Genomic DNA, 26,329 nt, shown 5'->3' with positions numbered 1-26,329 from the left:
CCCTCACTCTGCCGGATGCTGTTGGGCGTCGGGGTCTGCGTGGGCGAACCAGCGTTTCATCCGGCGCGACAGCCCGTCGAGATAGGTCAGCGCCACCGGCACCACCAGCAGCGTCAGGATGGTGGAGGACAAGAGCCCGCCGATCACCGCATGGGCCATCGGTGCGCGCTGCTGCGCCCCCTCGCCGATGCCGAGCGCCAGCGGCAGCATGCCGAAGATCATCGCGGCGGTGGTCATCACGATGGGGCGCAGGCGGATGATGCCGGCCTCGACCAGCGCATCGTGCAGGCCGGCGCCGCGCTTGCGCGCCTGGTTGGCGAAATCGACCAGCAGGATGGCGTTCTTGGTCACCAGACCCATCAGCATGATGAAGCCGATGGCGCTGAAGATGTTCAGCGTCGACCCTGCCGTCAGCAGCCCCAGGAACACGCCGACCAGCGACAGCGGCAGCGAGGCCATGATGGCGAGCGGTTGCAGGAAGCTGCCGAACTGCGAGGCCAGGATCAGGTAGATCAGGATGATGGCAAGCGCCAAAGCCTGCATGGCATAGCCGCTGGTCTCCGCGATGTCCTTGGTCGAGCCGCCGAAGACGATGCGGTAGCCGGGCGGCAGCTCGATCTTCGCCAGCGCCGCCTGCAAATCGCGGCCGGCATCGCCGGCGGCGCGGCCCTGGACGTTGGCCTGGACATTCACCTCGCGTTGCAGGTCGCGCCGGTTGATCTGCGAGGCGCCGAGCGTCGTCACCACCTCCGCCACCTGGGACAGCGGGATCATCCTCGGCGTGCCGTTTGCGTCGACCCCGCCGGAGAAATGGATGCGGTCGAGGTCGGCGCGGCCGGCGCGGTCGCCTTCGGGCAGGCGGACCAGCACGTCGTAGCTCTCGCCGTCCGGCGCCTTCCAGCTCGACACCGTGTCGCCGGCGAACAGCGGGCGCAGCGTGTCGGCCACCTTGGCGGTGCCGATGCCGAGGTCGCTGGCGAGGTCGCGCTCCAGCCGGACCGCCAGGGTCGGTTTGGCCGCCTTCAACGTGCTGTCGACGTCGACGAAGCCGGGGATGGCGCGCATGGCGCCGATGACGGTCTGCGACAGCCGGTCCAGCTCGGCGATGTCGCGGCCCTGCACCGAGACCTGGATCTGCTTCTGCACGCCGCCGACGCCGGGGATGGCGATGCCGATGGTGACGCCGGGGATGGCCGACAGCCGCTGCCGCAGCAGCGGTGCCAAGTCGTTGGGCGAGCGCTTGCGCTGGTCGATGGGGGTGTAGCGCAGATAGATGCTGCCGCGGTTGTGGCCGATGGAGACACCGGTGTTGACGGTGCTGTAGGTGTAGGCGATCTCCGGGAACTCGCGGATCGCCGCCTCCACCTGTCTGGTCTTGGCGGTGGTGGTGGCGAGCGACGAGCCGACGGGGGATTCCACCTCGACGATCTGCTCGCCGAGGTCGGCGGCGGGGACGAACTCCACGCCGATGCGCGGCACCAGCAGGAAGCTGCCGAAGAAGATCGCCAGCGCCACGACCACCACCACCCAGCGCCGGCGCAGGCCCCAGCGCAGCAGCCGGCCATAGCCGTGCGAGAGCGCATCGAAACCGCGCCCGAACCAGGCCGCGAAGCGGCCGAAGATCGAGCGGCCGTGGTGGCCGTGGGCGGCCGGGTCGTACCAGATGCTGGACAGCATGGGGTCGAGCGTGAAGGACACGAACAGCGAGATCAGCACCGCCGCCGAGACGGTGATGCCGAATTGCAGGAAGAAGCGGCCGATGATGCCGCCCATGAAGGCGACCGGCAGGAACACCGCGACGATGGTCAGCGTGGTCGCCAGCACCGCCAGCCCGATCTCCGCCGTGCCGTCCAATGCCGCCTGACGGTGGCCCTGGCCGCGGGCGAGGTGGCGCATGATGTTCTCGCGCACCACGATGGCGTCGTCGATCAGGATGCCGATGGCGAGCGACAGCGCCATCAGCGTCATCATGTTCAGCGTGAAGCCCATCGCCGCCAGCATGCCGAAGGTCCCGAGCACGGCGACCGGCAGGGTCAGGGCGGTGATGACCGTGCTGCGCCAGGATCCCAGGAACACCATGACGATCAGGATGGTCAGGATGCCGCCCTCGACCAGCGTTTCCTGCACGTTGCTGAGCGAGTTGGTGATGCCGCGCGAGCTGTCGCGCACCACCGCCAGCGTCACGTCCGCCGGCAGGGAGCCGTTGGTCCGCAGATCCTGGATCGCCGTATGCAGGCCGCGGGCGACCTCCACCGTGTTGGCGCCCTGGACCTTCACCACATCGACCGCCAGCGCCGGGTTGCCGTTCAGCAGGGCTGCGGAGTCCTGTTCCTCCTGCCCGTCGATCACCTCGGCGACCTGGGCGAGGCGCACCGGGCTGTTGCCGCGCCGCGCGACGATCAGGTCCAGGAGGTCGCGCGGGTTGCGCACGCGCCCCTCCACCTGCACCACGCGCTCCCGCCCCTGGCCGGAGACGGTGCCGGCGGGCACGTCCTGGTTCTCGCCGGTGACGGTGGCGATCACCTCGTCGACGCCGATGGTCAGCGCCTCCAGCTTTTCCGGCTTCAGCCGCACCAGGATCTGCCGCTTCACCCCGCCGGCGATGGTGGCCTTGCCGACGCCGCGGACATTCTGCAAGCGTTTCAGGATGATCTGGTCGGTCAGCGTGGTGAGGTCGCGCAAGCTGCGCAGGTCGGAGGTGACGGCGATGGACAGGATCGGCTGGTCGTCCGGGTTGAAGCGGGTGATCTGCGGGTCCTTCACCTCGTCGCGGAAGGTGGCGCGGATGGCGGAGACCTTCTCGCGCACGTCCTGCAACGCCTGGACCGACGAGGTCTTCAGGTCGAACTCGGCGATCACCACCGACTGCCCCTCGTAGGAGCGCGAGGTCAGCGTCTTGATGCCGGCGATGGTGTTGATCGCATCCTCGACCGGCCGGGTGATGTCGGTCTCCACCGTCTCCGGGCTGGCGCCGGGATAGGCGGTGCTGACCACCACCACCGGGAAATCGACGTCGGGAAACAGGTCGACGCCCAGCCGGTTGTAGGAGAAGAGGCCGAGCACCATCAGCGCCACCATCATCATGGTGGCGAAGACCGGGTTGTCGACGCTGATGCGGGTGATCGGCATGGCGGCTGGTCCGTCCGGGTCAGGTGCCGGCTATCGAGACGCTGCGTCCGGCGGTCAGGCCGGGCAGGTTGCCGGTGACGACGCGGTCGCCCGGCGCCAAGCCTTCCACCTGCACCAGATCGCCGCGCGCCCACAGCGCCACCCGCGTGACCGGGCGGCGCACGGTATGGCCGTCCGCAATCGCGAGGACGAAGTCGCCCTGCTCGTCATGGCGGACGGCGACCGGCGGCACGGCGATGGCACCCGTCGCCTGCGCCACCAGAACGTCGCCGCTGGCGAACATGCCGCCGCGCAGCGCGCCGTCGCGATTGTCGATGGTCACATAGACCGGGATGGCGCGCGATCCCGCCCGTGCCATCGGGTTGATGCGGGCGACGCCGCCGGCGAACTCCCGCTCGCCGAAGCCCTCCACCCGCAGGCTGGCGGTCTGGCCGACGGCGAGCCGGGCCACCTGCTCCGCCGGGACGGTCGCCTCGACCTCGACCCGCGACAGGTCGACCAATGTGAACATGGCGGCATTCACCGCCAGATTTTCCCCCGGATTGACGGAGCGGGTGGCGACCATGCCGTCGATGGGGCTGAGCACCACCGCGTCGCGCAGGGCCTTGCGCGCCAGTTCGACCTGCGCCGCCAGCGCATCGACCTGGGCGCGCTGGAAACCGAAGCTGCTTTCGGCCTGATCCAGGCTGGTGTCGGAGACGATGTTGCTGCGGTTCAGCGTGCGGTTCTTGGTCAGCGTCTTTTCGGCCAGCACCAGTTGGGCCCGCGCGCCTTCCAGATTGGCCTGCTTCTCGTTCAGGCGGGCGGTCAGCTCCACCGTGTCGAAGCGGGCCAGCACGTCGCCGCGGCGGACCGCCTGCCCCTCGCGCACCGCCACCTCGGCCAGCCGTGCGGCGACCTCCGCCTTCACCGCCGACTGTTCCATCGGTGAGACCGAGCCGCTGAGCCGGACCGTCTCCCTCAGCGCGCGTGGAGCCACGGCCGTGACCTCCAGCGCGGTCAGCTCCACCGGGCGCTCCGCCGCCCGGCCCGCCGCCGGGCCGGCCGGGGTGGGGGAGGGCGCCGCCGGATTGCGGGCGCGCCACAGGGCAACACCGCCGCCCGCCACAAGAAGGACCAGCAGGATCGCCAGCAGCCGGCCGGCCCTCCGGCGCGGGCGGGGCGGGGCGTCCTCCTGCGGCGCGGGCCGCCCAGGCTGTATCTGCGGCTGCGGTGCCGGCGGGAAGGTCCGTTGAGGGGCGGTCATGATCGTCGATCCAGTTCGGCCGGGCCTGTCCGATCGGAGCGGCGTCGGTTGAGGGGGCGGCCGGCGCCCTCCATTAGGGGTGGCGTGGATGTTCCGTCAAGGTTCCCGTTGTCGCGCCTTGTGACTGCATGGTGATGTCCGGACGGAGAGCGAAGATTGGCATAGGGACATTTGCCAAAAATCCTAATTGCCGACCTCTTCGCAAGGGATAAATCGGGCATTTTTGAGGCATCTTCGGGACAGGATTCAAGAAACGGCCGTGATGTCGCTTGACAGGCGTGGGCTATACATTGAAAAGCGATCCATCTTTTGTCCCGCCTGCGCCAACAGCACGGAAATCCCCTCGTGGTCAAACGAAACCTCGCGACGATCCACGCCGCCGGAGCAATGCTGTGCCTGGCTCTCGGTCTGGCCGGCTGCGCTTCCGATGCACCGCAGGTGCAGACGGCTCCGCCGGTCGAATCTGCGGCCTATGTCCCGGATCCGAACGACCCGCTGTCCCGCTGGGTCCCGCACATCCGCGAGGCCTCCAAGCGGTACGACATGCCGGAGAAATGGATCCGCGCGGTGATGATGCGCGAGAGCAATGGCCGGGCGACGACCAACAGCGGCAAGGTTCTGACCAGCTCCGCCGGGGCCATCGGCCTGATGCAGGTGATGCCCGGCACCTATGAGCTGATGCGGGCGAAGTATGGGCTGGGCTCCGATCCGTCCGACCCGCACGAGAACATCATGGCCGGCACCGCGTATCTGCGCGAGATGTACGACCTGTTCGGCGCCCCCGGTTTCCTGGCCGCCTACAATTGCGGCCCGGCCTGCTACGCGCAGCATCTGGCCGGCAAGCAGCGGCTGCCGCGCGAGACGAAGATGTATCTGGCGGCGCTGACCCCGGTGCTGCGCGGCACCGGCCCGCGCGAGCCGTCGCTGGCGGCCGGAGCTTCGGCCATCGAGATCGCGGTGGTCCCGGACGATGCGCCGAAGCCGCGCAACGGCCAGCCGTCGGCCCCCGCCACGGCTCCGGCCCCGCAGCAGTCGGAGCCGGCGCCGGTCGTCGTCGCCTCCGCCGCTCTGGAAACCCGTGCGCCCGAATCCCGCGCACCCGAATCCCGTGCCGTCGAGCCGCGGCGGATGGAGCCGCGTCCGGCTGAGCCGAAGGCCGTCGAACCGGCGCCCGCTCCGGTGGTGGTGGCGTCGCTGCCCGAACCCGCGCCCGCTCCTGTCCCAGCTCCCGCGCCCGCGGTGGCTCCGGCGAGGCCGGTGCAGGTCGCCAGCCTCGACCCGGCGCCCGCGACGACGCACCGCGTCAGCCCGCAATTCACCACCCAGGTCGCCGAGGCGCTGTTGCCGCCGCAGTCGGTCGGCAAGGGCGAGCGCGTGGTGATGCGCTTCGTCTCCCAGCGCGCCGACGGCTGCGGCAGCCTCGCCGGCCGCGACCGTGCCTGCGTCGCACTGGCCGACGTGCGTTGACGGGATAAGGCCGCGCGGTCCCGTTCCCCTGCTGTCGAGGGGTGGGACCGCCGCTGTCTCCTTGCCCAGCTTGAGCGAAACTATTTTTTGCAGCCTTGCGGTCCGATTTGATCCGCATCACTTACGGATCGCCTCGCCGCTGGCATAACGGTGGAATGGACCGGTCCGAACACACATCCAGCCCATACCCTCCCTGCGCCTGCTGCGGCGAAGAGGTGCTGCTCGGCGAACCCATGTACTGGACGCCGGAGCGTCCGGGCCATGTTTGGCACGACCTGTGCGCGCAGCGGGAAGGCCTGCTTCCGGCCTCCCTCAAGCCAGCGCGCGGTAAGCGGCGCGGCCCCAAAACGCAGACAGTCGAATCGTTGTTCTGAACGACATCCGGGCAGACAAAAGAAAAGGGGCGGTTTCCCGCCCCTTCGTCTTTCACCGGCGATGCCCTTCCGCCCGCCTCATTCCCACTCGCCTCACTCCCACTCAATCGTCCCCGGCGGCTTCGACGTGATGTCGTAGACGACGCGGTTGACGCCGCGGACCTCGTTGACGATGCGGTTGGACACGCGCGCCAGGAAGTCGTGGGGGAAGGGGTACCAGTCGGCGGTCATGCCGTCGGTGGAGGTCACCGCGCGCAGGGCCAGCACATGGTCGTAGGTGCGGCCGTCGCCCATCACACCGACGGTGCGGACCGGCAGCAGCACGGCGAAGGCCTGCCAGATCGCGTCGTAGAGGCCGGCGTTGCGGATTTCCTCCAGATAGACCGTGTCGGCCTTGCGCAGGATCTCCAGCTTCTCCGGGGTGATCTCGCCGGGGATGCGGATGGCGAGGCCCGGACCGGGGAAGGGATGGCGGCCGATGAAGGCCGGCGGCAGGCCGAGTTCGCGGCCCAAGGCGCGCACCTCGTCCTTGAACAGTTCGCGCAGCGGCTCGACCAGCTTGAGCTTCATCCGCTCCGGCAGGCCGCCGACATTGTGGTGCGACTTGATGGTGACCGACGGGCCGCCGGTGAAGGAAACGCTCTCGATCACGTCGGGGTAGAGCGTGCCCTGGGCCAGGAACTCCGCACCGCCGACCTTGGCGCTCTCCTCGTCGAAGACCTCGATGAACAGGCCGCCGATGATCTTGCGCTTCTGCTCCGGGTCGGTGACGCCGGCCAGCTTGCCCAGGAACAGGTCGGCCGCCTCGCGGTGGACCAGCGGGATGTTGTAGTGGTCGCGGAACAGCCGCACGACCTCTTCCGACTCGCCGGCGCGCATCAGGCCGGTGTCGACGAAGATGCAGGTCAGCTGGTCGCCGATGGCCTCGTGGATCAGCACGGCCGCGACCGACGAATCGACGCCGCCCGACAGGCCGCAGATCACCTTGCCGGTGCCGACCTGGGCGCGGATCTTCTCGATGGCCTGTTGCTTGAAGGCGGCCATCGTCCAGTCGCCCTCGATGCCGGCGACGCGGTGGACGAAGTTCGCCAGCAGCTGGGCGCCGTGCGGGGTGTGGACCACCTCCGGGTGGAACTGCACGCCGTACAGGCGGCGCTGGTCGTCGGCGATGGCGGCGAAGGGCGCGCCGTCGCTGACCGCCACGGCGCGGAAGCCGGGCGGCAGCGCGGTGACGCGGTCGCCGTGGCTCATCCACACCTGTTCCTTCGACCCGATGTCCCACAGCCCGTCGAATAGGGCGCAGGGCTCCTTGATCTCGATGAAGGCGCGGCCGAACTCGCGGTGGTCTGACCCGGACACGGTGCCGCCCAGCTGGTGGCACATCGTCTGCTGGCCGTAGCAGATGCCGAGAACCGGAACCTTCAGGTCGAACACCGCCTGCGGCGCGCGCGGGCCGTTCGCCTCGGTGACGGAGGCCGGGCTGCCCGACAGGATGATCGCCTTCGGATCGTAGTCGCGGATGCGCTCGTCGCTCATGCCGAAGGGGTGGATTTCGCAATAGACACCGCTCTCGCGCACACGGCGGGCGATGAGCTGGGTCACCTGCGACCCGAAATCGAGAATGAGAACGCGTTCGGCGGAAAGGGAGGCGGCGCTGGACATCGGCGAATCCTGATGCGTGGGGACTCAAGTCCCCTCACTACCGCACCTCCGGCCCCGCCGACAAGCGTGCAAGCGGCGTCAGATCGCGCCAGCCATAAGCGATTTCCACCAGATCGCTGTTGGCGAAGCGGATCGGCCGTTCCGCCACCTTGATCCCGCCCAACCTTTCATAGAACCAGCGCGACGGGTTGTCGCGCAGGCACCAGACCGCCGCGGAGCGGATGCCGGCGGCCAGGAACTGGTCGGCCATCGCCGCCATCAGCCGCCGCCCAATGCCGTAACCCTTTGCGTCGTCTAGCAAATAAAGCGCGTGGAACTCGCCCGCATGCCCCTCCACCGTGACCCGCCGCGTGCCGAAGGAGGCGATGCCGACGATGGTGCCGGGACCGGCGATCCGGCCGGTGACATCCACCGCGACGAAGGCGCCCTGGCCGGGGCCGCGCGTCTCGGCGATGGCTGCCCAGCGCTGGGCGGCGGGCGGCTCGGACAGGTTGACCAGGAACTGCGCCGGGATCAGCCCGGGATAGGTGGAGCGCCAGCTTTGCACATGGACGCGGGCCATGCCGGCGGCGTCCGACCCGCGTGCCTGGCGGATTGCGACCGTGGTGTCCGTCATCGACCGACCCTCCCGTGCAGCCTCTCTCCAACAGTTTGGAGTGCCGGTGCAGGAAGTCCAGACGGAAAAGGAGGGAGACGCACGACGCCGTCGATAGGCTTGTTGGCGCCCGGCCTCGGCTCCCGCTGCGCCTCCCGCCTCGGCTTCGGTTTCGGCTCCGGTTGTCATCGCGGCGCAACAGAGGTAAACAGCGGGACTCGTTCCGGCGGGGGCCCGCACCGATCCTTATCGGTCGGGGCCGCGCCAGTCCGTCCCAGGCGCCATGGCGGCGCTGCGGACGGGGCTCCGGAGACCGGACACCGCATGTATTCCTCGCCTACGCTTTCCCGCTACATCGGGCGGCAGTTCGTCGTGTGGTTCTGCCTGCTGATGGTGATCCTGCTCGCCATCGTGCTGCTGCTGGACACGGTGGAGCTTCTGCGCCGCGCCGGCACCAAGCCCCACGTCACCTTCGGGCTGGTGGTGGAGATGGCGCTGCTGAAGCTGCCGGAGATCGGGCAGCAGATCTTCCCCTTCGTCGTCCTGTTCGCGGGCATGTTCACCTTTTGGCGGCTGACGCGCAGCGCCGAGCTGGTGGTTGCCCGCGCGGTGGGCGTGTCGGCCTGGCAGTTCCTCATGCCGGTGATGTTCGCCGCCGCCGCCATCGGTGTGGTGAAGGTGACGCTGATCAACCCGGTCGGCGCCGTGTTCATCGCCAAGTACGAGCAGTTGCAGGACCGCTATCTCAAACTCCAGTCCAGCACGCTGAACATCTCGCGCTCCGGCCTGTGGCTGCGCCAGACCAACGAGAATGAGCAGTTCTTCATCCATTCGGAGCTGGTGAACCCGGTGACCTTCGAGCTGTCGAACGTCATCGTCTTCCTGTTCGACGCCGACCAGAACTATCTGGGCCGCGTCGATGCGCCCAGCGCCGTGCTGAAGGACCGCAAGTGGGAATTGCAGGAGGCGATCCTGAACCGGGCCAAGAAGGACCCGGAGAAGCTGGACAGCTACACCATCCCGACCGAACTGGACATGGCGACCATCGAGGAGAGCTTCGCCCCGCCGGAGACCATCTCCTTCTGGGAGCTGCCGCGCTTCATCCACACACTGGAGACCACCGGTTTCCCGGCCGTGCGCCACCGGCTGCATTACCAGTCGCTGCTGGCCCAGCCCTTCCTGTTCCTGGCGATGGTGCTGTTCGCCGCCGCCTTCTCGCTGCGGCTGCCGCGCCGCGGCGGCACCATGGCGATGGTCACCGGCGGCGTGCTGACCGGCTTCGTGTTGTTCGTGATGACCGACGTGGTCCGCACCTTCGGCATGTCGGAGACCATTCCCATCCTCATGGCCGCCTGGAGCCCCGCCGGCATCAGCCTGCTGCTGGGCATCGCCGCCCTTCTGCATCTGGAGGACGGTTGACGGGACGGCCGCCGGGAAGGGACGCCGGGAAGGGATGGCGGGGTGGGACCATTCGCCGCAAAGCGGGCGGTTATCGCCATCGGTCATAATTCCGCCCACTTGGTTTAGCACTGGATTGCAGGGGCCGATTCCGTTTGCCAGGGGCACCGGCCCCACCGTAATAACGGGCGACCCGTTTTTGGAGCTTGAGCAGCATGTCGAGTTTGCGAGCCGTCCGGACCACCGTCGCCGTGGCGACCGCCTGTGCGCTTCTGGCCATGCCCGCCGTGGCGCAGTCCAGCAAGGCTGCCGCCGGCGCCGCCGCGCCGCGGACGGGGGACGAGAGCACGCGTCAGGCCCGCGCGCCGGGGTCGGAAGGCATCGCTGCGGTGGTGAATGACGAGGTCGTTTCGGTTTCGGACGTCAATGCCCGCATCCGGATGGCGCTGCTGAACGCCGGTGCCGCCGCCAACCCGGAGACGACCCAGCGGCTGATGCCGCAGGTGATGCGCCTGCTGATCGACGAGCGCCTGCAGATGCAGGAGGCCAAGCGCCAGGGCGTCACCGTGTCGGCGTCGGAGATCGACGATGCCGTCAAGCGCATCGCCGAGCAGAACCGGATGAACGGCCAGCAGCTTCAGGAGATGCTGAAGCGCCAGAACGTGCCCTATTCCACCCTGAAGGACCAGATCCGCGCCCTGCTCGCCTGGCAGAAGGTGATGCAGCGCCGCATCCGCCAGGAGGTCGTGGTCGGCGAGGACGAGGTCGATGCCGCGATGGAGCGGTTGAAGGCCAACATCGGCAAGCCCGAATATCTGGTCGCTGAGATCTTCCTGGCGGTGGACAGCCCCGACCAGGACGACGAGGTGCGCCGCAACGCCGAGCGTCTGGTGGAGGAGGTGAAGCGCGGCGGCAATTTCGCGGCGCTCGCCCGCCAGTTCTCGCAGTCCGCCGGTGCCGCGTCGGGTGGCGACCTGGGCTGGGTGCGCAGCGGCGAGCTGTCGCCGGAGGTGGACAAGGCGCTGTCTGGCATGCGCGGCGGCCAGCTGTCGTCGCCGGTCCGCACGGCGACCGGCTACCACGTCCTGCTGGTGCGCGGTCAGCGGCCGTTCGGCAGCAGCGGCGGCGAGACGCCGATGCCGGTCGCCCGGCCGGCCGCACCCCGTCCGCAGCCGCGGCCGGACGTGGCCAAGGCCACGGTCAACATGAAGCAGATCATTCTCCCGATCGAATCGAAGGAACAGGCCAAGTCCGTCAAGGAACAGGCTGAAAAGCTGCGCAAGTCGATCAAGAGCTGCTCCGATTTCCAGGCCCGCGCCAGGGAGACCGGCATGCCGGAATCGGGCGACATGGGCACCATGCGGGTCAAGGACATGGCTCCCGGCCTGCAGAACCTCGCGCTCGGCATCCCGCTCGGTCAGGCCAGCCCTGTGCTGATGAGCCCGGCCGCCGCGGTGATCCTGATCGTCTGCAAGCGCGACATGCCGATGATCCAGCCGCCGCCGGAAGCCCAGCCGGCCCCTCCGCCGCCGCCGGTCCCGACTCCCATCCAGGAGGCCAAGCTGCCCGGCCGCGACGAGATCGAGCGCGAACTGGTCAGCGAACGGGCGGAACTGCTGTCGCGCCGTTACCTGCGCGACCTGCGCCGCACCGCCTTCATCGAGACCCGCCTGTGACCGCCGCCCCGCCGAACGACCTGCCGCTGGCCCTGACCATGGGGGAGCCGGCCGGCGTCGGCGGGGAGATCGGCTTGAAAGCGTGGCTGGCCCGCGACGAGGCCGGCCTGCGACCCTTCGTCATTCTGGACGACCCCGCGAGGCTGGCCGCGCTGGCGACTTCGCTCGGGCTGCCGGTGCCGGTGCAGGCCGTCACGTCTTCGCAGGAGGGGGCGGCGCTGTTCGGCCGCGCCCTGCCGGTGCTGCCGGTCGCGCTCGGCAACCCGGTTGTCGCCGGCCGGCCCGATCCGGCCAACGGTGCCGCGGTGATCGCCAGCATCGACCGTGCCGTGGCGCTGGTGCAGGGTGGGCAGGCCGCGGCCGTGGTCACCAACCCGATCCAGAAATCGTCGCTCTATGCCGCCGGTTTCCGCCATCCCGGCCACACCGAGTATCTGGCCCACCTCGCCGGACTGACCGACGAGCCGATCATGATGCTGGCCGCGGCCGATCTGCGGGTGGTGCCGGTGACCATCCATGTGTCGGTGCGCGACGCGGTGAACCAGCTGACCACCGAAGCCATCGTCCATGCCGGCCGGGTCACCGCGGCGTCGCTGGCGCGCGACTTCGGCATCGACCGTCCGCGGCTGGCCGTCGCCGGCCTGAACCCGCATGCGGGGGAGGGCGGGGCGATGGGGCGTGAGGAGATCGACATCATCGAGCCCGCCATCGCGACGCTGCGCGCCGACGGCATCGATGTGTCCGGCCCGCGTCCGCCCGACACCATGTTCCATGCCGCCGCGCGGCGCGGTTATGACGCGGCGCTGTGCATGTACCACGACCAGGCGCTGATCCCGGTGAAGACGGTGGATTTCGACGGCGGGGTGAACATCACGCTGGGCCTGCCCTTCGTCCGCACCTCTCCCGACCATGGGACGGCGCTGGACATTGCGGGCACCGGCAAGGCCAACGCGACCAGCCTGATCGCGGCGTTGAAGACGGCCGACCGGATGGCGCGGAACCGGCAACGGACAGCCGGTCCTTAAGGCCGCAGTACGGAAGTCCCCGAACGAAAAAGGAGCGCCCGATGCGCTCCTTTTTTCATGTCTGCCAACGCTGCTTTTCGACCCGAAGGATCAGCCCCGGTCGTCGGGGTCGTACATGGTCGGGCCGCCCTGCTGATCGTGGTGGGAAGGCATCTGATCGCGGTGATGGTGGGTGCGGGCGATGAAGGGCGCCAGCTCCTGCAACTCGATGAAGTTGTCGGCCTGCCGCCGCAACTCGTCGGCGACCATCGGCGGCTGCGAGCGGACGGTGCTGACGACGCTGATGCGGACGCCTTTGCGCTGCACGGCCTCCACCAGCCGGCGGAAGTCGCCGTCGCCGGAGAAAAGCAGGATGTGGTCGACATGGTCGGCCATCTCCATCACGTCGATGGCCAGCTCTATGTCCATGTTGCCCTTGATCTTGCGCCGGCCCGACGCGTCGGTGAACTCCTTGGTCGGCTTGGTCACCATGGTGTAGCCGTTGTAGTCCAGCCAATCGACCAGCGGGCGGATCGGGGAGTATTCCTGATCTTCGACGAGGGCGGTGTAATAGAAGGCGCGCACAAGCCTGCCTTCCCCGGCGAAGCCGTCACGCAACCTTTTGTAATCAATATCGAAGCCAAGTGAACGTGCTGCGGCGTAGAGGTTGGCGCCGTCGATAAAAAGTGCGAGACGTTCTTCTTTGTAAAACAACTTGCTGACATCGCGCGGCAAAGTCGAATTGCGGTCCAATGCCTGGATCCTTCCATCGCTGCTTGTTGAAAATGTATCGGAACATGCGCAAAAGCTCGCGTTCCAATTTCGAAACCTAGTGTATTGTGGGCAAACATACAAGAGGCAGGGATTGCCTACTATTTTCGGGCCTCAGGCCGGATGGATATTGAGCTTGTACGGGGGTGTTCCCCCGACGCAATGCAGCAGCGCTGTCGTTCGCGCTTGCACCTATCGGGCCACATCCATATAGTCTAGAGCCTCCTATGAATCCGGAGTTCGTCTGGCATGGCCCGCGTTACCGTTGAAGATTGCGTCCTGAAGGTTCCGAACCGTTTCGAGCTGGTCATGATGGCTGCCCAGCGCGCCCGCGAAGTCGCGAGCGGCGCCCCGCTGTCGATCGACCGCGACAACGACAAGAATCCGGTCGTGGCGCTCCGCGAGATCGCGGACGAGACGGTGTCGCTGGAGTATCTGAAGAACGCCCTGATCAAGGGCCACCAGAAGCATGTCGAGCCGGACGAGCCCGAGGAAGAGATCGTCGAGCTGATGGCCGGCGAGAATGACTGGGCCGCCCGCGGCAACAACTCGCTGGGCGACGAAGACGGCATGAGCGAGAGCGACGGCGAAGAGTTGACCGAGGAAGACGACGTCGCCGCCGACATGGATGCGGAGCCGGGCGCCGGTTTCGCCATGACCGAGGATCCCGACGGAGACCTCTGATCCTGGACAACGACCGCAGGACCCGGAGGGGGCGCAACGCCCCCTCGCCGCAGGCAAGGGTGGGGGGCATCCTGCTCCCCTTCGGTTCGAACGGAACCGCCCTGAGATACGACACGAACACATTTGAGGCGCCGCGTGCGCCGGGTCGGGCCGCATGATCCGGCAGTACGAACTTGTCGAGCGCGTCAAGGCCTATGATCCCTCCGCCGACGAGGATCTGCTCAACCGCGCCTACGTCTTCTCGATGAAGGCGCACGGGTCGCAGACGCGCGCGTCCGGCGATCCTTACTTCCTCCATCCGCTGGAGGTTGCCGGCATCCTCACCCAGATGAAGCTGGACGCCGGCACCATCGCCACGGCGCTGCTTCACGACACGGTCGAGGACACCGTCGCCACGCTCGAAGACATCGAGCGGGTCTTCGGCAAGGAAATCGCGCGTCTGGTCGACGGCGTCACCAAGCTGTCGCGGCTGGAGTTGAACAGCGAGCAGGCCAAGCAGGCGGAGAATTTCCGCAAGCTGGTCATCGCCATGTCGGAGGACATCCGCGTCCTCCTGGTGAAGCTGGCCGACCGGCTTCACAACATGCGCACGCTGTTCCACCTGAAGAAGCCGGAAAAGCGCCGCCGCATCGCCCGCGAGACCATCGAGATCTACTCGCCCTTGGCCGAACGCATCGGCATGCACAAGATCAAGGACGAGCTGGACGATCTCGCCTTCGCCGAACTGAACCCCGACGCGCGCGACAGCATCCTGGCCCAGCTTGCCCGCCTGCGCAGCGAGGGCGAGAACCGCGTCCAGACCATCATCACCGAACTGCGCGAGCTGCTGGCCTCCGAAGGTCTGCCCGACGTGTCGGTGTCGGGACGCGAGAAGTCCGCCTATTCGATCTGGCGCAAGCTCCAGCGCAAGAATGTCAGCTTCGAACAGCTGTCCGACATCATGGCCTTCCGCATCACGGTCGGCTCGGTCGGTGAATGCTATCAGGCGCTGGGCATCGTGCACGCCCATTATCCGGTCGTGCCGGGGCGCTTCAAGGACTACATCTCCACGCCCAAGCCCAACGGCTACCGCAGCCTGCACACCGGCGTGATCGGTCCCGGCCGCAACCGGATCGAGGTGCAGATCCGCACCCAGGACATGCACGAGATCGCCGAACTGGGCGTGGCCGCTCACTGGGCCTACAAGCAGGACCACCAGCCGCGCCCGAATGGCGGCGAGTATCGCTGGCTGCGCGAGCTGCTGGACATCCTGGAGCATGCGCAGAAGCCGGAAGAGTTCCTGGAGCACACCAAGCTGGAGCTGTTCCAGGACCAGGTGTTCTGCTTCACGCCGAAGGGCGACCTGATCGCGCTGCCGCGCGGGGCGACGCCGGTCGACTTCGCCTATGCCGTCCACTCGCAGGTCGGCGACCATTGCGTCGGCGCGAAGATCAACGGCCGCATGCTGCCGCTGCGCACCCAGCTGCAGAACGGCGATCAGGTCGACATCGTCACGTCGAAGGCGCAGACGCCGGTTCCGGGCTGGGAACGCTTCGTCGTCACCGGCAAGGCGCGCGCCCGCATCCGCAAGTTCCTGCGCACCCAGCAGCGCGCCCAGTATATGGAACTGGGCCGCGGCATGCTGATGCGGCAGTTCAAGTCGGAAGGCTACGAGTTCACCGAAAAGGCGCTGGAGGCCGCCACCAAGATCTTCCAGCAGCCGACGGTGGACGACCTGATGGCCGGCGTCGGCTCAGGCCTGCATTCGGTCCGCGAAGTCTTCCACGCCGTCTTCCCCGGCCACAAGGCCCAGACCGCTCCCGCCGTCCGCGAACTGGAAGAGAGCGCGCCGAAGCCCAAGGCCAAGGCCCGCAAGGAATCGGCGCTGCCGATCCGCGGACTGATCCCGGGCATGGCGGTCCATTATGCCCGCTGCTGCCACCCGCTGCCGGGCGACCGCATCGTCGGCATCGTCACCACCGGCAAGGGCGTGACGATCCACACCATCGACTGCGAAACGCTGGAAAGCTTCCATGAATCGCCGGAACGCTGGATCGACGTGTCGTGGGAGACCGGCCCGGATTCGCCGGAGGAGCATGTCGGCCGCATCAGCGTCGTCATCGCCAACGAACAGGGCTCGCTCGGCACGCTGTTCACGGTGATCGGCAAGAACCAGGGCAATGTCATCCATCAGAAGATCACGAACCGCAGCACCGATTATTTCGAGCTGCTGATCGACATCGACGTGAAGGATGCCAAGCACCTGACCAACATCATGGCCGCCCTGCGCGCCACCCCGGCCATCCATTCGGTGGAGCGGGCGCGGGGGCGGTGACGCTCCCGCCGGCACGCAACAGGGCCGCAACGCCAGGACGCACTATGAAGTTGCGCGATGGGAGAACAGGACATGCGGCTCGATAGGCTGCTCCTGCCGTTTTCGGTTGCCGCCTTATGCTTGACGCCGCTTCATGGTGCCCACGCGGACAACGGGGAAAAGTTGTTCGTGGAGAGATGCGCCATGTGCCACGGGGCGGATGCGAAAGGCTCGGGTCCGCTGGCGCGCAAGAGCAACCCTCCGACCCCCGATCTGACGACGGCGGCCTTCCGGAAGCGCTTGGCCGACTATCCCGGCGTCATCGTGTCGTCGATCATCCTGCGGCCAAACGGGGATCTGATCCCGAGAACGTTGAAGGAAAACGGCTACCGGCTCCCGCCGCACGCCTGGACCGTCAAGGATTTCCGCGATCTGAACGAGTATCTGAGCGGCGTGATCCACAGGTCGAACTAAGGAAAATCCGCCGGGATCGCCGGTCCGGCCATTCGGCCGGGCGGGGGGCGGAGACGGTAAATTCCCTGTCATCCGCGATTGGGTCGGTCGGTTCGGCGTGACGGATGGCGGACGCACCGCTATATAGACGGAATCGCCCCCGCCCGTTCCGGCGGGCGGCGGCGCTTTGGAGTCCTTGCATGTCCCGTATTCTCCGCCTCGGCGTGAACATCGACCATGTGGCGACCGTCCGCAATGCACGCGGCGGGGCCCATCCCGATCCGGTGCGCGCGGCGAAGCTGGCCATCGAGGCCGGGGCCGACGGGATCACCGCCCATCTGCGCGAGGACCGTCGCCACATCGTGGATCGCGACATCGAACGGCTGATGGCCGAGATCGACCGTCCTCTGAACTTCGAGATGGCGGCGACCGACGAGATGCTGGGCATCGCCCTGCGCCACAAGCCGCACGCCGCCTGCCTCGTCCCGGAAAAGCGCACCGAGGTGACGACCGAAGGCGGGCTGGACGTGATCGGCCAGTACGACCATCTGGTCCGCCCGGTCGGCGAGCTGGGCGCCGCCGGCATCCGCGTCTCGCTGTTCATCGATCCGGAGCCGGCGCAGCTCGACGCCGCCAAGCGCCTCGGCGCCCCGGTGGTGGAACTGCACACCGGCGCCTATTGCGATGCCCACAGCCCTGCTGACCGCGAGGCGGAACTGGCCCGCATCGTCCGCGCCGCCGCCCATGCCGAGGCGATCGGGCTGGAGTGCCATGCCGGCCACGGCCTGAGCTACGACACCGTCGGTCCGGTCGCGGCGATCCAGACCATCGTCGAACTGAACATCGGCCATTTCCTGATCGGCGAGGCGATCTTCGTCGGTCTGACCAACTCCATCGCGCGCATGCGCAAGGCCATGGACACGGCGCGGGCCGCCGGAATGCCGGCATGACGATGTCCGGCACCATCCTCGGCATCGGCAACGACCTGATCGACATCCGGCGGGTCGAGAAGTCGCTGGAGCGCTTCGGACAGCGTTTCATCGACCGCATCTTCACCGATGTCGAGCAGGCCAAGTCCGAACGCCGCGCCGGCTCCGCCGCGAAGAACAACGCGCGGGCCTCCACCTATGCCAAGCGCTACGCCGCCAAGGAGGCCTGCTCCAAGGCGCTGGGCACCGGTTTCCGCGACGGCGTGTTCTGGCGCGACATGGGGGTGGTGAACCTGCCGTCCGGCCAGCCGACGATGCGGTTGACCGGCGGCGCGCTGGCCCGGCTGGAGGCGATCACGCCGCCGGGCATGCGCGCGAAAATCCATGTGACGCTGACCGACGAATACCCGATGGCGGAAGCGTTCGTCGTCATCAGCGCCGAGCCCATCCAGTCCGAAATGCCCGAAACGCCCACCGAAACGGCGACCCCAGAATGACCTTTCAGAAAGAAACGGCGCCCACCGCCAAAGCCAAGGAATCCGGGTTCGCCGAAACCGTCAAGACGGTGATCTTCGCCGTGCTGATCGCCTTCGGCGTGCGGACCTTCGCCTTCGAGCCGTTCAACATCCCGTCGGGGTCGATGATCCCGACGCTGCTGATCGGCGATTACCTGTTCGTGTCGAAGTTCAGCTACGGCTACAGCAAATACACCGTCGGCTTCGGCCTGCCGCTGTTCGAGGGCCGCATCCTCGGCTCCGAGCCGGAGCGGGGCGACGTGGCGGTGTTCAAGCTGCCGCGCGACAACAAGACCGACTACATCAAGCGGGTGATCGGCCTGCCGGGCGATACCGTCCAGATGATCGGCGGCATCCTGCACATCAACGGCCAGCCGGTGAAGCGGGAGCGGATCGAGGATTACGTGACCACGGATTCGCTGGGCCGCAGCATCCGCACGGCGCAGTTCATCGAAACGCTGCCCAACGGCCGCACCCACCGCATCATCGAGGAGTCGGACAACGGTCCGCTCGACAACACGCCGGTGTTCAAGGTGCCGCCCGGCCATCTCTTCATGATGGGCGACAACCGCGACAACTCGCTCGACAGCCGCGTGCCGTCGCAGGTCGGGTTCGTTCCCATCGAAAACATGGTCGGCCGCGCCGAATTCCTGTTCTTCTCGCTCGACGAGGGCACGCGCTTCTACGAAATCTGGCGCTGGCCGGTCGATCTGCGCTTCAGCCGCCTGTTCAACGGAGTCCGGTAAGTGTCCACCGTCACCAAGGCGCCCGCCGATCTGGGCGCCGGCTCCGACATCCAGCCCGATGGCGCCGCCCGGTCCGCGGATGTCGCCAGCCTTGCGCAGGCGCTGGGTTATGAGTTTTCCGACCCGTCGCTCCTGCACGATGCCGTCACCCACCCCAGCCTGATGGGGCTGGAGCGGACCGGCCGCAAGGGGCACAAGGGGCCGGGCATCGCCTATGAGCGGCTGGAGTTCCTGGGCGACCGCGTCGTCGGGCTGGTCGTCGCGCAATGGCTGCTGGAACGCTATCCGAACGAGCGCGAGGGCGCGCTGGCCAAGCGGCATGCCGCGCTGGTGCGCCGGGAATCGCTGGGCCGCGTCGCCGACGCCATCGGGCTGGGCGCCTATCTGCGCCTGTCGCCGGCGGAAGCGCAGAGCGGCGGGCGGGAGAACCGCACCATCCTGGGCGACGCCTGCGAGGCGGTGCTGGGCGCCATGTATCTCGATGGCGGGCTGGAGCCGGTGACGCGCTTCGTCCGGCAGGCGCTGGCCGGCGAGATCGACAAGGCGACGCCGCCACCGCTGGACAGCAAGACGACGTTGCAGGAATGGGCGCAGGGACGCGGCAAGCCGCTGCCCCGCTATGAACTGATCGAACGCAGCGGCCCGGCGCACGAGCCGCTGTTCGTGGTTGCGGTGCATGTCGAGGGCATGGATCCGGTCTCCGGGTCCGGTTCCTCCAAGCGCATCGCGGAAAAGAAGGCGGCCAGCGCATTGCTGCGCCAGGTGGGAGTGCAAGTCGATGACTGACGGTCGCGACGACATCGACAAGACGAAGATCCAGCCCGGTTCCGAAGCTGCGGAGCCGACTCCGGAGCCCGTGCCGGACGACGGGGCGCTCGACCATGAGGACGATCTCGCGGGCGAGGATGCGGCGGAGAACGTTGAGGGGGACGCCGAAGAGGGCGACTTCGAGGACGAGGACGGCGAATACGAGGACGACGATTACGAGGACGATGAGGACGCCCCGCGCGGGCAGCCCATCTCCGTCCTGCCGCCTCTGCCGACGATGCCGGACCATCCGCGCTGCGGCTTCATTGCGCTGGTCGGTGCGCCGAACGCCGGCAAGTCGACGCTGCTGAACGCGATGATCGGCAGCAAGGTGTCGATCGTCAGCCCGAAGGTGCAGACCACCCGCACCCGCGTGCTCGGCATCACCATCCAGGGCGATGCCCAGATGATCTTCGTCGACACCCCCGGCATCTTCAAGCCGAAGCGCCGGCTGGACCGCGCCATGGTGGCCGCGGCCTGGCAGGGGGCGGAGGACGCCGACGTGATCGGCGTGCTCTACGACGTGTCGCGCCGCTCCATCGACGAGGACACCCGCAGCATCGTCGCCCGGCTGAAGGAGCAGGGGCGCGAAGCCATCCTGATCCTGAACAAGATCGATCTGGTGAAGCGCGACGTCCTGCTGGGCATCGCCGACGCCTTCCGGCAGGAGGGCATCTTCTCCGACATCTTCATGGTGTCGGCCTTCACCGAGGATGGCGTCGCCCATCTGAAGCAGTTCCTGGCCGACCGTCTGCCGGACGGGCCGTGGCATTTCCCGGAAGACCAGATCTCCGACATGCCGATGCGCCTGCTGGCGGCGGAGATCACCCGCGAGAAGCTGTTCCTCCAGCTTCACCAGGAGCTTCCCTATTCCGCCACGGTCGAGACCGAGGTGTGGGAGGAGTTCGAGGACGGCTCCGTCAAGATCTCGCAGGTCATCTTCGTGCAGCGCGAAAGCCAGAAGGCCATCGTGCTGGGCAAGGGCGGCCAGCGGATCAAGGCGCTGGGGTCCGCCGCGCGGTCCGAGCTGACCCATATGCTGGAACGCCGCGTCCACCTGATCCTGTTCGTGAAGGTGCGCGAGGGCTGGGTCGACGATCCGGAACGCTACTCGGCCTGGGGCCTCGATTTCGGGGCGTCCTGACGTCGGTGCGTCCTGCCCCATGAAAAAGGCCCTCTCCCGCGGGAGAGGGCCTTTTCATTTGGGACCGTTCGCAGCCCGGACAGGCGGCGATGTCAGGCGGCGATCAGGCGCAGATGGCCGTCGAAATCGTCGAGCGCGCGCATCAGGTCCATCATCGCCTGATCGGCCTGGGCGCGGGCGAAGGGCCATGCGTCGTCATCGGCCATATGGGCGGCCTCGATGCGGGCAATGGCGCGATTGTTCAGGCCGCGGAGACGGTCGAGCGTGCGTTCCCACGTCTCCCGCCGGTCGCTGTCCGCGCGTTCCACCATTGATCGCAGGGTTTCCATGCGGTCGGTGGCGCGCAGCACCAGATCACGGCTCAACGTGTCGAAAGCTTGCCGGTTGCGGCGGCTCATGAAGTGTCCTCCTTTGATCCTCAACCGTTTTTGACTTCCTGGCCGGTCGGGTGAAGATATCCCCGTGCCGACACTGCGAAAACGCAACAGAAGCCCAGTCGGCACCGCCCGTTTGGGAGATGCCGCCCGATTTTTGCGGTGCGATTTCGCAGTTGCGGAATACCTGCCCGAATCCAAATCCCGCCGGGCCGCCCCGCCCATCAAGGACAAGGCAAACCCGGTGGCCAAGGAAGTCTTCCCGGTTGGATTGCGTTTCCTCCAGGGCCGGTTTCATCCGGCCCGTTCCTGTTTTTATACGCCGTCATTTTGACGACGTTCTTTTGTTTTGGTGACGCTTTTGTGCCGGAACGCCGGTGCCGGGTCAATCCGCCCAAAAATCATAGTCGGCGCGCAATCTGTCGCAGCCTTAAGGCGAGGTTGTAGACCTGTTATTCAGCACAAAGTCGGAAGTGGTAGACCCGTCGGGAATGCGGTCCTACACCTGTGTGCGCGTGTTCACTCGGCCGCGATGGCATAGGCGGGAACCGCCTCGGCATTGGCCGGCTCAGGCAAGGCGGATCCGCAGCAGGGGGCGGCGACCGGCGTCGCCGCAACGGCGGCGGCAGCGGCAGCGGCGGTCTGCTGTGCGAAGGTGGCGCGGTGTTCGCTGGCCATGCTGCGCATGGTCGGAACGCATTTGCCGCACTGGACCTGGCAATTGTGATGGCGGAACACCGAGGCCGGGGTCGTGGCGCCCTGATCGAGCGCAGCCTTGACCTTCTTATCGTTCAACGCGTGGCAGATGCAGACGTACATAAGCCCTCGGCGAAAGTCGGTTTCGAAAGAGGTGTCCCGGGCCCAGCAATAGCTGAGAGTGAGAATCGTTGTCAATGCCGCTATTGCGAGCCAATCGCATATAAGAAGTTTCGAGACGCTTTGTCACAGCCCCCTTCGCGTCACGCCGAAAGAGGTGCGCCGCATCCTTGCGCTTGCATTCGACGGCCGGCAGCGGTAGCCCCTGGGGCATGGACGACAGCACCCCCAAAACCGCCTCCCCGAATGCCCCCGGCACCGACCCGCAAGCCGTTCCCGGCGCGGTGGTGACCCCGCTCGGCCAGACCGTCTATCTGGCGGCGGACGGCTTCCTCGACGATCTGGTGGCGGAGCTGGGGGACGTCGCGTCGGTCGATGGCCGGCTGGTCTTCGTCGACGGCCCGGCCCGGCCCGCGGCCTGGGCGCAGAACATCTGGTACGACCCGGTGCGCATCGAGTTCCCCTCGATCAAGGGCGGGGCGAAGGCTCTGCGCGGCATCCAGCGCAATTGGGCGCTGTGGTCGCAGCGCCATCACCGCCGCGCCGCCCTGATCCAGGAAAACCTGCCGCATGTCTCGGCCAAGCCGGTGGTCTTCCCGTCGCCGCTGCCGACGGCGCCGCTGGGCTCCTGGACGCTGGTCGACGAGTCCACCATCATCGCCGCGGCGCATTGTTCCAGCCCGTTCCGCAACGGCGAGGTGACCTTCATCGAGAACCGCACGGCACCGCCCAACCGCGCCTATCTGAAGCTGTGGGAGGCGCTGACCCTGTTCGGCGAGCAGCCGGGACCGGGCGACCGCTGTCTCGACCTCGGCGCCTGTCCCGGCGGCTGGACCTGGGTGCTGCACGAGCTGGGCGCGTCGGTGGTCAGCGTCGACAAGGCGCCGCTCGATCCGGCCATCGCCGCCCTGCCGCGGGTGGAGATCCGCCAGGAGAGCGCCTTCGGCCTGAAGCCGGCGACGGTCGGTCCGGTCGATTGGCTGTGCTGCGATGTGATCTGCTACCCGACCCGCCTGCTGCGGCTGGTGAAGGAGTGGATGGACAGCGGGCTCGCCAAGCGTTTCGTCTGCACGCTGAAGTTCCAGGCGGAAACCGACCATGAGACCGCCCGCGCCTTCGCGGAGATCCCCGGCGGCCGGGTGCTCCACCTCCACCACAACAAGCACGAGCTGACCTGGATCTGGCCGGCGAAATAGGGGCCGGCGAAGTGAGGGAGGCGGGCCGGCTCAGGCCAGCGCCCGTCCCTCGGCATAGCCATAGCTGACATAATGCTGCTTGGCGGCGGTCAGGTTGCCGCCGACGGCGGTGCGGACGTCCGGGTTCGCCGCCAGATAGGCGGCGGCGTTGAAGCGGGTCAGCGAACGGCCCTCCAGCCGGCCGCTGGCGATGTAATGCAGCTCCACCGCTTCGCGGTTGTCGCCGAAGGCGGCGATCAGGTCGGGGTTGCTGGCCTCGTAGGACAGCGTGTCGAACAGGGTGGAACTGCGGCCCTCGCGGTTGCCGGCCTCGATGTAATGGCGGGTCGCGGCGGCGACGTCGCTGCCGAAGCTGGTCAGCAAATCGCCATAACCGGCCAGATAATTGTAGGGATCGAAGCCGGTCAGGCTGCGGCCCTCATAGACGCCGGCACCGATGAGATGCTGGGTCGCCGCCGCGGCGTTGGTGCCGAGCGCCGCGATCAGGTCGCTGTTGGAGGCGACGTAGCGCAGTGCGTCGAAAGTGCCGGACACCATCGACGCCAGGGCGGTGCTGCCGTCGGCGAAACGCAGATAGTCGATGTTGGTCAGCAGGTCGTTGCCGTCGGCGCCGCTGACGATGTAGCGGCCGGCGTCCAGCAGCTGGACGCGGTACTGGGCGCGGCGGCCGCTGAACACCACGGTGTCGGTGCCGGCGCCGCCGTCCAGCACATTGCCCAGATTGTTGACGGTGAAGCTGTCGTTGCCGCTGCCGCCGGTCGCCAGCTGCACCCTGGTGCCATAGGCCAGCGCCAGGAAGGTGGTGCCGCCGGCGCTGCTGAACTGGCCGCTGCGCAAATCCAGCGACAGGTCGGCCGTCTGGGCGGCGCCGTTCAGGCTGTTGTGGCCGGTGGGGTCCCACAGGGTGGTGAAGCTGGCGGTGTTCAGCGTGTAGCCGGTGTCGCCGGCCCCGGTCGCCATGTTGGCGCCGTAGAGATATTGGATCGCGGCGATGTCATAGAGGCTGGGGCCGGTCAGGTAGGTCCCCGACGGCAGCGCGGCGTTCTCGTTGTAGGACATGATGCTGAACGCATAATTGTCCGTCGCCGCCGGCAGATAAGGCCCCTCCGTCCCGTCGTCGGTGCCGGCGTTGTAGTTGCCGGGATGCTTCAGCCCCAGCGCATGGCCGATCTCGTGGATGACGGTCATGTAGCTGTAGCTGCCCGACGTCGGGTTGGTGTTCCCGGCGCTGTCGTTGGCCAGGAACACCTGTCCACCCTGGACGCCGGTGGAGGGGTAATAGGCGTAGGCCGCCGACTGGCCGCGCTGCCGGTTGGTCCCGAAGGCGACCGCGGCGCTCGCCGCGTCGGAAATCTCCACGAAGGTGACGTTGGCGACCGCGCTCCAGGCCGTCAGCGCCTGCCGGACGGCGGCGCGCTGAGCCGTGCTCATGGCGGCGAAGCCGGTGGAGTCGGTGGCGGAAACCTGCCGCGCGCTGGTCAGGAAACCATAGGTGACGGTGGCGGCGGCGCCGACGGAGCCGCCGTCCAGCACCGTGCCGTTGGCGCCCCAATGCGGCGTCCCGCTGGCGAGCAGGGTGGCGACGGTGTCGGACGGCGCAGACTGGCTCATGGACGCTGGTTCTCGCGGCAAATGGGGAGGGGCAAACGGGGAGGGCAAACGGGGAGGGGGCAAACGGAGACGTAGCCCGGGCGGACGCCGGGACACGAGGAATATATGGCTGATACGGAAGACGGGAACAGCCTCCAGCGCAACCGGTCAGGCGCGGCGCAGGGCCAGTTCGATGGAGGGGCGCAGCATCGAGGCGGCGGCATGGCCGATCTCCACCGCCTCGGCGGCGCGGTCGAACTCCAGGATGCCGATATGGGCCAGCCGCGGCGCGATCAGCACGTCGGGCGGCTCGCCGGCCAGGCGGGACCGGGTGATGCGGTCCTGCATGATGTCGATGGAGCCGGCCATCACCTCCAGCGCGTTGGGCATCTGCCTGTGGGCATGGGCGTCGTCGATCTGGTCGGCCAGGAACTGGGTGCGCCGGCTGGGCTTGCGGCCGAGCCATGTCGAGATCTGGCTGGTCAGGTGGGACAAAGCGGGGGAGCCGGCGTCGCCGCCGGCCACCACCGGCTCCGGCGCCTTGACCGCGACCGTGTTGCCGCCAATTCCCTTCCCGTTCAGCCCCTTGCCGGCCCCGCGGCCGGTCGGCCGGCCCAGCGGCGACAGCTCGCTGTTCAGGTTGACCGCGACCACGATGTCGGCCCCCAGCGCCCGGCAGAGCGAGACCGGCACCGGGTTGACCAGGGCGCCGTCCACCAGCAGGTGGTGGTCGCGCCGCACCGCCGGGAACAGTCCGGGCATGGCGGCCGAGGCCATCACCGCCGACATCAGCGGGCCGTCGCGCAGCCACATCTCCCGCCCCGTCGACAGGTCGGTGGCGACGGTGGCGAAGGGCATCGGCAGCTTTTCGATCAGGATGTTGCTGCGCTCGTTGTCGAAGCGCCCGAACGCCTTCTCGGCCGCCACCAGACCGCCGCGGCGGAAGGTGAGGTCGATGATGCCCAGCATGCCGAGCCAGCCCATCTTCTGCGCCCAGGCCTGAAGCTCGTCCAGCTGGTCGGTCAGATAGGCGGCCCCCACCGCGGCGCCGATGGAGGTGCCGCAGATGATGTCGGGCTTGATCCCGATCTCCTCCAGCGCGCGCAGGACGCCGATATGCGCCCAGCCGCGCGCCGCACCGCTGCCCAGCGCAAGCCCGATCTTCAGGTCGGTTCCCCTCGCCATCCGCATCTCCCGTCGGCGCCCCCGGTTTCGGAGGCCAGATGCCCCCGGCTTTGGAGGCTGGATGCCCCCGGCATCGGAGGCTTGATCTAGAGCTTATCATCTAGGCATTACCGTCCGGTTTCGGAAGCGGCCGGAAGTGGCACGCCGCCGGAGACGGGGGCATCGCCGCACGCGAGATGGGAAATGTCGAAAATTTGGCCGATCTTTGACCTGGATCAGAGGTCAGCTGGGCATGACTGTGGCAATTCTGTGCCAGTGGTCGAGCATTGTCGTAT

22 protein-coding genes are annotated in these 26,329 nt (G+C 67.7%); 13 read left to right on the top strand and 9 right to left on the bottom strand.

Features of this window, described 5'->3' with window-relative positions; genetic code table 11:
• Window positions 1-3: 3 nt before the first annotated feature.
• Window positions 4-3,129, bottom strand: coding sequence for an efflux RND transporter permease subunit (locus tag ABNQ40_RS25150; RefSeq protein ID WP_109047414.1), 3,126 nt, complete (start codon window positions 3,127-3,129; stop codon window positions 4-6).
• A 19-nt stretch (window positions 3,130-3,148) separates the two neighbouring features.
• Window positions 3,149-4,375: an efflux RND transporter periplasmic adaptor subunit gene (locus tag ABNQ40_RS25145; RefSeq protein ID WP_109047415.1), complete on the bottom strand. Its 1,227-nt coding sequence runs from the start codon at window positions 4,373-4,375 to the stop codon at window positions 3,149-3,151.
• A 345-nt stretch (window positions 4,376-4,720) separates the two neighbouring features.
• Between ABNQ40_RS25145 and ABNQ40_RS25140 the strand changes: the two genes are divergently transcribed.
• On the top strand, window positions 4,721-5,842 hold the full coding sequence (locus ABNQ40_RS25140; RefSeq protein WP_247879482.1) for a lytic transglycosylase domain-containing protein: 1,122 nt from the start codon (window positions 4,721-4,723) through the stop codon (window positions 5,840-5,842).
• Between the two features lie 467 nt (window positions 5,843-6,309).
• Here ABNQ40_RS25140 and guaA read toward each other — a convergent pair whose 3' ends face one another.
• The gene (guaA, locus tag ABNQ40_RS25135; RefSeq protein WP_098740118.1) at window positions 6,310-7,878 is read right to left on the bottom strand and encodes a glutamine-hydrolyzing GMP synthase; all 1,569 of its coding nucleotides are present in this window, start codon (window positions 7,876-7,878) and stop codon (window positions 6,310-6,312) included.
• Between the two features lie 37 nt (window positions 7,879-7,915).
• Window positions 7,916-8,494 (bottom strand): GNAT family N-acetyltransferase, encoded by a 579-nt coding sequence (locus tag ABNQ40_RS25130; RefSeq protein ID WP_109047417.1) that lies wholly within the window; start codon window positions 8,492-8,494, stop codon window positions 7,916-7,918.
• 303 nt (window positions 8,495-8,797) lie between these two features.
• On the opposite strand from ABNQ40_RS25130, the gene lptG reads away from it, so the two are divergent.
• The 3 genes from lptG to pdxA all read left to right on the top strand — a co-directional run bounded on the left by lptG (window position 8,798) and on the right by pdxA (window position 12,572).
• Entirely contained in the window at window positions 8,798-9,892 is a 1,095-nt protein-coding gene (lptG, locus tag ABNQ40_RS25125) for an LPS export ABC transporter permease LptG (RefSeq protein WP_109047418.1), read from the top strand.
• A 194-nt stretch (window positions 9,893-10,086) separates the two neighbouring features.
• Window positions 10,087-11,547 carry a peptidylprolyl isomerase gene (locus ABNQ40_RS25120; protein ID WP_391347667.1) on the top strand — a complete coding sequence of 487 codons (1,461 nt, stop codon included), beginning with the start codon at window positions 10,087-10,089 and terminating at the stop codon, window positions 11,545-11,547.
• Window positions 11,544-12,572: a 4-hydroxythreonine-4-phosphate dehydrogenase PdxA gene (pdxA, locus tag ABNQ40_RS25115; protein ID WP_391347664.1), complete on the top strand. Its 1,029-nt coding sequence runs from the start codon at window positions 11,544-11,546 to the stop codon at window positions 12,570-12,572. The genes ABNQ40_RS25120 and pdxA overlap by 4 nt, the downstream gene beginning before the upstream one ends.
• 90 nt (window positions 12,573-12,662) lie before the next feature.
• Here pdxA and ABNQ40_RS25110 read toward each other — a convergent pair whose 3' ends face one another.
• Window positions 12,663-13,265, bottom strand: a complete 603-nt coding sequence (locus tag ABNQ40_RS25110; protein ID WP_109490650.1) for an NYN domain-containing protein — start codon at window positions 13,263-13,265, stop codon at window positions 12,663-12,665.
• A gap of 306 nt (window positions 13,266-13,571) precedes the next feature.
• On the opposite strand from ABNQ40_RS25110, the gene rpoZ reads away from it, so the two are divergent.
• From rpoZ to era, 8 genes are all read left to right on the top strand, one after another.
• Window positions 13,572-14,006: a DNA-directed RNA polymerase subunit omega gene (gene rpoZ, locus ABNQ40_RS25105; protein WP_098740113.1), complete on the top strand. Its 435-nt coding sequence runs from the start codon at window positions 13,572-13,574 to the stop codon at window positions 14,004-14,006.
• A 154-nt stretch (window positions 14,007-14,160) separates the two neighbouring features.
• Window positions 14,161-16,320, top strand: a complete 2,160-nt coding sequence (locus tag ABNQ40_RS25100; RefSeq protein WP_109047421.1) for a bifunctional (p)ppGpp synthetase/guanosine-3',5'-bis(diphosphate) 3'-pyrophosphohydrolase — start codon at window positions 14,161-14,163, stop codon at window positions 16,318-16,320.
• A gap of 57 nt (window positions 16,321-16,377) precedes the next feature.
• Window positions 16,378-16,773, top strand: coding sequence for a cytochrome c (locus ABNQ40_RS25095; RefSeq protein ID WP_391347661.1), 396 nt, complete (start codon window positions 16,378-16,380; stop codon window positions 16,771-16,773).
• Window positions 16,774-16,952: 179 nt separating this feature from the next.
• Complete coding sequence (locus ABNQ40_RS25090; RefSeq protein ID WP_391347659.1) at window positions 16,953-17,702, top strand: pyridoxine 5'-phosphate synthase; 750 nt, start codon at window positions 16,953-16,955, stop codon at window positions 17,700-17,702.
• Entirely contained in the window at window positions 17,699-18,178 is a 480-nt protein-coding gene (gene acpS / locus ABNQ40_RS25085) for a holo-ACP synthase (protein ID WP_391347656.1), read from the top strand. Before ABNQ40_RS25090 ends, acpS begins: the two co-directional genes overlap by 4 nt.
• Entirely contained in the window at window positions 18,175-18,942 is a 768-nt protein-coding gene (gene lepB / locus ABNQ40_RS25080; protein WP_109047425.1) for a signal peptidase I, read from the top strand. The genes acpS and lepB overlap by 4 nt, the downstream gene beginning before the upstream one ends.
• Window positions 18,943-19,728 carry a ribonuclease III gene (gene rnc, locus ABNQ40_RS25075; protein ID WP_109047426.1) on the top strand — a complete coding sequence of 262 codons (786 nt, stop codon included), beginning with the start codon at window positions 18,943-18,945 and terminating at the stop codon, window positions 19,726-19,728. It begins immediately after the preceding gene.
• Window positions 19,729-19,987: 259 nt separating this feature from the next.
• Window positions 19,988-20,893, top strand: coding sequence for a GTPase Era (era, locus tag ABNQ40_RS25070; protein ID WP_109490651.1), 906 nt, complete (start codon window positions 19,988-19,990; stop codon window positions 20,891-20,893).
• 92 nt (window positions 20,894-20,985) lie between these two features.
• Here era and ABNQ40_RS25065 read toward each other — a convergent pair whose 3' ends face one another.
• Window positions 20,986-21,291, bottom strand: a complete 306-nt coding sequence (locus ABNQ40_RS25065) for a hypothetical protein (RefSeq protein ID WP_109047427.1) — start codon at window positions 21,289-21,291, stop codon at window positions 20,986-20,988.
• A 495-nt stretch (window positions 21,292-21,786) separates the two neighbouring features.
• A complete protein-coding gene (locus tag ABNQ40_RS25060; protein WP_109047428.1) occupies window positions 21,787-22,086 on the bottom strand; it encodes a bacterioferritin-associated ferredoxin in 300 nt (99 codons plus the stop codon).
• A gap of 209 nt (window positions 22,087-22,295) precedes the next feature.
• Here ABNQ40_RS25060 and ABNQ40_RS25055 point away from each other — a divergent pair, with 209 nt between their 5' ends.
• Window positions 22,296-23,279 carry an SAM-dependent methyltransferase gene (locus tag ABNQ40_RS25055; protein ID WP_247879483.1) on the top strand — a complete coding sequence of 328 codons (984 nt, stop codon included), beginning with the start codon at window positions 22,296-22,298 and terminating at the stop codon, window positions 23,277-23,279.
• A gap of 30 nt (window positions 23,280-23,309) precedes the next feature.
• On the opposite strand, the gene ABNQ40_RS25050 is transcribed toward ABNQ40_RS25055, so the two are convergent.
• A complete protein-coding gene (locus tag ABNQ40_RS25050; protein ID WP_109047429.1) occupies window positions 23,310-24,890 on the bottom strand; it encodes a matrixin family metalloprotease in 1,581 nt (526 codons plus the stop codon).
• 147 nt (window positions 24,891-25,037) lie between these two features.
• On the bottom strand, window positions 25,038-26,054 hold the full coding sequence (locus ABNQ40_RS25045) for a patatin-like phospholipase family protein (RefSeq protein WP_109047430.1): 1,017 nt from the start codon (window positions 26,052-26,054) through the stop codon (window positions 25,038-25,040).
• Window positions 26,055-26,329 lie beyond the last annotated feature (275 nt).

The organism is Azospirillum sp. A23, from assembly GCF_042938965.1.
Classification (GTDB): Bacteria; Pseudomonadota; Alphaproteobacteria; order Azospirillales; family Azospirillaceae; genus Azospirillum; species Azospirillum melinis.
Note: the sequence above shows the minus strand (reverse complement) of the source record. Positions and strands in the feature narration are given on the sequence as shown.

Excerpts from the sequence above, each read along its gene's own strand:
- ABNQ40_RS25150 (WP_109047414.1), bottom strand. The coding sequence starts at position 3,129 with ATGCCGATCACCCGCATCAGCGTCGACAACCCGGTCTTCGCCACCATG.
- ABNQ40_RS25145 (WP_109047415.1), bottom strand. The coding sequence starts at position 4,375 with ATGACCGCCCCTCAACGGACCTTCCCGCCGGCACCGCAGCCGCAGATA.
- guaA (WP_098740118.1), bottom strand. The coding sequence starts at position 7,878 with ATGTCCAGCGCCGCCTCCCTTTCCGCCGAACGCGTTCTCATTCTCGAT.
- ABNQ40_RS25130 (WP_109047417.1), bottom strand. The coding sequence starts at position 8,494 with ATGACGGACACCACGGTCGCAATCCGCCAGGCACGCGGGTCGGACGCC.
- lptG (WP_109047418.1), top strand. The coding sequence starts at position 8,798 with ATGTATTCCTCGCCTACGCTTTCCCGCTACATCGGGCGGCAGTTCGTC.
- ABNQ40_RS25120 (WP_391347667.1), top strand. The coding sequence starts at position 10,087 with ATGTCGAGTTTGCGAGCCGTCCGGACCACCGTCGCCGTGGCGACCGCC.
- rpoZ (WP_098740113.1), top strand. The coding sequence starts at position 13,572 with ATGGCCCGCGTTACCGTTGAAGATTGCGTCCTGAAGGTTCCGAACCGT.
- ABNQ40_RS25100 (WP_109047421.1), top strand. The coding sequence starts at position 14,161 with ATGATCCGGCAGTACGAACTTGTCGAGCGCGTCAAGGCCTATGATCCC.
- ABNQ40_RS25095 (WP_391347661.1), top strand. The coding sequence starts at position 16,378 with ATGGGAGAACAGGACATGCGGCTCGATAGGCTGCTCCTGCCGTTTTCG.
- ABNQ40_RS25090 (WP_391347659.1), top strand. The coding sequence starts at position 16,953 with ATGTCCCGTATTCTCCGCCTCGGCGTGAACATCGACCATGTGGCGACC.
- acpS (WP_391347656.1), top strand. The coding sequence starts at position 17,699 with ATGACGATGTCCGGCACCATCCTCGGCATCGGCAACGACCTGATCGAC.
- lepB (WP_109047425.1), top strand. The coding sequence starts at position 18,175 with ATGACCTTTCAGAAAGAAACGGCGCCCACCGCCAAAGCCAAGGAATCC.
- era (WP_109490651.1), top strand. The coding sequence starts at position 19,988 with ATGCCGGACCATCCGCGCTGCGGCTTCATTGCGCTGGTCGGTGCGCCG.
- ABNQ40_RS25065 (WP_109047427.1), bottom strand. The coding sequence starts at position 21,291 with ATGAGCCGCCGCAACCGGCAAGCTTTCGACACGTTGAGCCGTGATCTG.
- ABNQ40_RS25060 (WP_109047428.1), bottom strand. The coding sequence starts at position 22,086 with ATGTACGTCTGCATCTGCCACGCGTTGAACGATAAGAAGGTCAAGGCT.
- ABNQ40_RS25055 (WP_247879483.1), top strand. The coding sequence starts at position 22,296 with ATGGACGACAGCACCCCCAAAACCGCCTCCCCGAATGCCCCCGGCACC.
- ABNQ40_RS25050 (WP_109047429.1), bottom strand. The coding sequence starts at position 24,890 with ATGAGCCAGTCTGCGCCGTCCGACACCGTCGCCACCCTGCTCGCCAGC.
- ABNQ40_RS25045 (WP_109047430.1), bottom strand. The coding sequence starts at position 26,054 with ATGGCGAGGGGAACCGACCTGAAGATCGGGCTTGCGCTGGGCAGCGGT.